Genomic DNA, 4,641 nt, shown 5'->3' on the forward strand with positions numbered 1-4,641 from the left:
AACAAAGTAAATCATTATTGAAATTTAAACCCTATACAAACATAGGATGACAAAAGTGAATAGAGCGTTGCTTTGTCAAACTGAGCCTGTCGAAGTAGTATCATTCCGTTGCAGAACGGAATCCGGTAGTACTATAATGTATAGTAAATAGATCCCAGTTTGCACTGGGATGACAAAAATGAATAGAGCGTTGCTTTGTCAAACTGAGCCTGTCGAAGTAGTATCATTCCGTTGCAGAACGGAATCCGGTAGTACTATAATGTATAGTAAATAGATCCCAGTTTGCACTGGGATGACAAAAATGAATAGAGCGTTGTATTGTCATTCCGTTGTAGAACGGAATCCAAAAGAAATACGATTTAAAAAATGAAAGCCAAACTATCCCATCAAGAGATCAAAAAAGAATCGATTAAAGAAAAATTGCATCCAATAAGCAAGCTTATTCGGGAAAGAAAAACAACCTATGCATCTTCGTATTCCGATAAAAGAATACCTTTTGAAGTTCTGGAAGAGATCATTACCAATGCACTTTGGGCACCAACACATAAAATGACACAACCCTGGCGATTCGAACTCCTTACAGGTACCCATCATGAGGATTTAGGAAAATATATGCTCGATTTTTACAAAAAAAGCCTGTCCAAAGACCAATTTCCGGAGTCCAGATATCAAACAACACTAGAGTACCCAAAAAACGCAACTATGCTGGTTATCGTTTTTCGGCGTAGTGAACGTATCGAGATACCCGAGTGGGAAGAAATTGCAGCAATATCCTGTGCAGTACAAAATATGTGGCTTACCTGCACCGCTTTAGATATTGGTTGTTATTGGGATACCGCTATAGCCACCATACAATATTGTGATACGATATTAGATCTTAAACCAAATGAAAAATGTCTGGGTATATTTTATATGGGATACATTTCAGACACTTTAGAAAAGGGAAACAGAAAACGAAAATCATTATCCAAAAAAATGATTGAAAATCATAAAAAATAGCCAGAAAGATGTGTGGTCAACCAGGTAACATGGTGCAAGCTTAGAAATAATATAAACCTCCAATTAAGGAAATTAATATTATAAGATATGAACGAAGCAATTCAAGTACTACAAAACGAGCTACAGAGTATATTAGGTATAATTATAATTGCTTTGGTGATAATAGAGTGGACAGTGCTTTTTATCACCAAACATATAAAAAGCCATAAAGAGGGAGTGGTAAATATAGTCTCTTATCTACTACAATCTATACCTTATGTTCTTTTAGGAAGGATTGTTATTCTGGGTGGTATGCTATGGGTGTATGAGTATCGATTATTTACTCTAGGGTATGATTGGTATATATGGATACTAGCATATCTGCTATATGATTTTATGTTTTATGTATTGCATTTTTTAGGACATAAAGTACGTTTTTTTTGGTGTATTCATGGGGTACACCATACCGCAGAAGAAATGAAATTAACGGTGGCTGTTCGCGGTTCTTTTTTAATTTTTTTACACATGCCACATACCGTGATATGGTTACCAATATTAGGCTTTGATCCATTCATGATTTTTATTGTAGAAGCAATAGCAAACCTGTACGGACTATATGAGCATGTTAATGAAAAGTTTATAGGCAGACAAACCTGGTTAGAAAAGATTTTTATAACTCCATCCTTACATCGGGTACACCATGCAAAAAACCATAAATATCTCGATACTAATTACGGAGAAACTTTTTCTTTTTGGGATAAACTTTTTGGAACCCTGCAAGTAGAACTAAAAGAAGAAAAACCAATATATGGATTAATGGGCGATACTATAAATAGTGAAAGCCAGTGGCAAATTCAGTTGTTATTATGGAAAGAACTCTGGATGGATATGAAAAAAGCGTCAAAATGGTCAGATAAATTAAAATATATAATCATGTACCCGGGATGGAATCACATCGATGGGGGTAAAAAAGCAAGCACATACAGGTCTGAAGCGTGGGGGGGAGATCTGGAAACACAACAAATACAAAAAAAGTAAACACAAATCAAAATACCAATGGAAAATAACAGAAGAATTTTAGCAATAGACTTTGCAAGGGGGCTAAGTGTACTTTTAGTAATCGTAGTACATACCTTATGGATTTATGGTAGTATAGACACACAAAGCAATACCTGGTTAGGAAATACAATTCATTTTATAGGAAAAGGCACCCCAATGTTTCTTATTGTAATGGGAGTATCTTTTACCCTGTCCAGAAATCAAAGCATTACATTATCTATAAAACGAGCATTATACATTTTGGCAGCAGGCTATATGATGAATTTTCTAAAATTTGTAGTACCTGTGATTGCAGGAACAATGCCAGATGAATTTATAAAAGCATACGGGTGGACAACCCCTGCTACTACAGATAATATGATATTTATGCTCCTAACAGGAGATATTTTACAATTGGCAGGAGTATCCCTATTATTTATGGGTATTATTAATGCCGTTTCTAAAAATAAATATGTACCCTTGGTTTTAGCATGTATAATAGCTGTAGTTACCAGAGAAGTTCATGGACTTCAATTAGGAATAACAGGTGTGGATTATCTTTTAGACTTATTATGGGGCGCAGAATGGAATGTATATTTTGCTGTATTTCCTTGGTTTTCTTTTATCCTTATCGGGATGTTTTTTGGCAGGTGGTATAAAGAGAACAATCATAGCGAGCAATATCTTTTTATCAAAATGCTACCCGTTGGATTAGTGTTAATGGCAGTAGGAGGGGGATTGTGCTATTATAATTTCGAGTATCATTTTGGGGATTATTTTCATCTGGGCCCCGGGGGTACTATCTATCTGGCAGGATTTAATATGGTAGCATTAAGATTTGCATATTTATTGGTTACTAAGGTCGCTCCAAATAAGATATTTGATTTTTTATATTATTGCAGCAAAAGGGTTACTACTATTTATATTATACAATGGGTATTAATTTGCTGGGGAATGGGCATCTTAGGATACCAACAATTTGGCGTTGCTGGGGTATTGATTTTAATACTGGTATTTATCGCCCTAACCCTTTTGGCACAAAAAGGGATGGATATGTTGTTAGTTCCTAAAAAACAGACGAAAGATCAGGTGGCTACCAAAAAATCTATCGCCTAAGATGAAAAAATTTAATTGTTTTAGCATAGAATATTATCCGGAACATCAGGTATTGATCTGGAAAATAAAAGACACCGGAATGCCTAACTTTTGTATAAAAGGCTTAGAAGAGTTTAAAGAATTTGCTATTTGGATAAAGGAGTATTTTTCAGATCCTACAAGGCCACTTCGATATATTGTATCTGCATCAGAGCATGATGGGATATATAATATGGGAGGGGATTTACCTTTTTTTCTAGCCAATATACGGTCTGGCAATACAAAACAATTAACCCGGTATGCACACCTTTGTATTGATGCGATTTATGAAATATACACTTCTTTTGGACTCCCGGCACTAACCATTGCCTTGGTAGAAGGAAACGCCTATGGCGGAGGGTTGGAATGTGCATTAGCACATGATTATAGTATAGCCGAAGAAAAAGCAAAGTTTTGTTTGCCCGAAAATAAATTTAATCTGTTTCCCGGTATGGGCGCCTATAGTTTATTGTTTAGAAAACTACAGGCAAAAGATGCAAATGCTATCTTAAAAGACGGAAAAATATATAAAGCAGAATATTTACACGGGTTAGGGCTGATAGAAAAAGTAGCGAAAGATGGAAAAGCGATCATGGCATTACATACTTTTCTTAAGAAAATAGGAGAACGGTTTAATTTTGAATACTATCATATACAGAGTAAGAAAAAAGTTTTTCCGTTACAAAAAGAAGAGCTTTTAAAAATTACAGATCTATGGGTAGAGGCATGTATGAAGACCAGCATACAAGACCTTCGCAGAATGGAAATTCTGGTATATGCACAAACCCGAAAAGCAAAAGTAGCGGTATAAACGCAGGGCAAACACATTTAAGATCAAATATATGTTAAGAAGAGGGTTTTTGCTTGTTTTTTTGGGATTTTGTCATTCCATCAATTTGTCATCCCGTTGAAGAACGGGACTGGAATCTATTTTTCAATCAAAAAAACGAGATTAAACCTATGTAAATTCAACTTTTTACCTTTAAAGTAGAAATAGTTTTTTAAATGTGTTTGCCCTGGTATAAACGTTATCGTATTATTTAATTTTTTTTTTATGGGCATACCTATATATAGACAGTACATACCGCAAAAAAGAATAGCCAGACCCTGAATTTTGCTATATCAACAGCAAAATTACCTGTCTGTCCTGCAAATCTACTACCCGAACCCGCAACCCCAAGTGGTTGAACTGACAAAGTTACGTGAAGCTCCCGGTAAAGAAGTACCCCCTCCCCACTTATATAAGTGGGTAACCTGACAAAGTTACCTGAACAGATACCAAATCCAGTACCCCGGGGTACTACCGAAGTGGGGAGGGGTACTTATATAAGTAGGTATGTGTCTTCATCTGCCAGCCCTCAGGGCAACACATTTAAGATCAATATATGTTAAGCAGAGGGTTTTTGATTGTTTTTTGTAGGATTTTGTCATTCCATCAATTTGTCATCCTATGTTTGTATAGGGTTTAAATTTCAATAATGATTTACTTTG

At 35.4% G+C, this 4,641-nt stretch carries 4 protein-coding genes; all 4 read left to right on the forward strand.

The genetic code is table 11. The features are described 5' to 3' along the window. Positions 1-366: 366 nt before the first annotated feature. The gene (locus ACZIYX_RS23605) at positions 367-999 is read left to right on the forward strand and encodes a nitroreductase family protein (RefSeq protein ID WP_462684724.1); all 633 of its coding nucleotides are present in this window, start codon (positions 367-369) and stop codon (positions 997-999) included. 87 nt (positions 1,000-1,086) lie between these two features. Further along, on the forward strand, positions 1,087-2,016 hold the full coding sequence (locus ACZIYX_RS23610) for a sterol desaturase family protein (RefSeq protein ID WP_462684725.1): 930 nt from the start codon (positions 1,087-1,089) through the stop codon (positions 2,014-2,016). A gap of 18 nt (positions 2,017-2,034) precedes the next feature. Then, positions 2,035-3,132, forward strand: a complete 1,098-nt coding sequence (locus ACZIYX_RS23615) for a heparan-alpha-glucosaminide N-acetyltransferase domain-containing protein (RefSeq protein WP_462684726.1) — start codon at positions 2,035-2,037, stop codon at positions 3,130-3,132. Position 3,133: 1 nt separating this feature from the next. Next, the gene (locus tag ACZIYX_RS23620) at positions 3,134-3,961 is read left to right on the forward strand and encodes a crotonase/enoyl-CoA hydratase family protein (protein ID WP_462684727.1); all 828 of its coding nucleotides are present in this window, start codon (positions 3,134-3,136) and stop codon (positions 3,959-3,961) included. Positions 3,962-4,641 lie beyond the last annotated feature (680 nt).

Source organism: Aquimarina sp., assembly GCF_977115655.1.

Excerpts from the sequence above, each read along its gene's own strand:
- ACZIYX_RS23605 (WP_462684724.1), top strand. The coding sequence starts at position 367 with ATGAAAGCCAAACTATCCCATCAAGAGATCAAAAAAGAATCGATTAAA.
- ACZIYX_RS23610 (WP_462684725.1), top strand. The coding sequence starts at position 1,087 with ATGAACGAAGCAATTCAAGTACTACAAAACGAGCTACAGAGTATATTA.
- ACZIYX_RS23615 (WP_462684726.1), top strand. The coding sequence starts at position 2,035 with ATGGAAAATAACAGAAGAATTTTAGCAATAGACTTTGCAAGGGGGCTA.
- ACZIYX_RS23620 (WP_462684727.1), top strand. The coding sequence starts at position 3,134 with ATGAAAAAATTTAATTGTTTTAGCATAGAATATTATCCGGAACATCAG.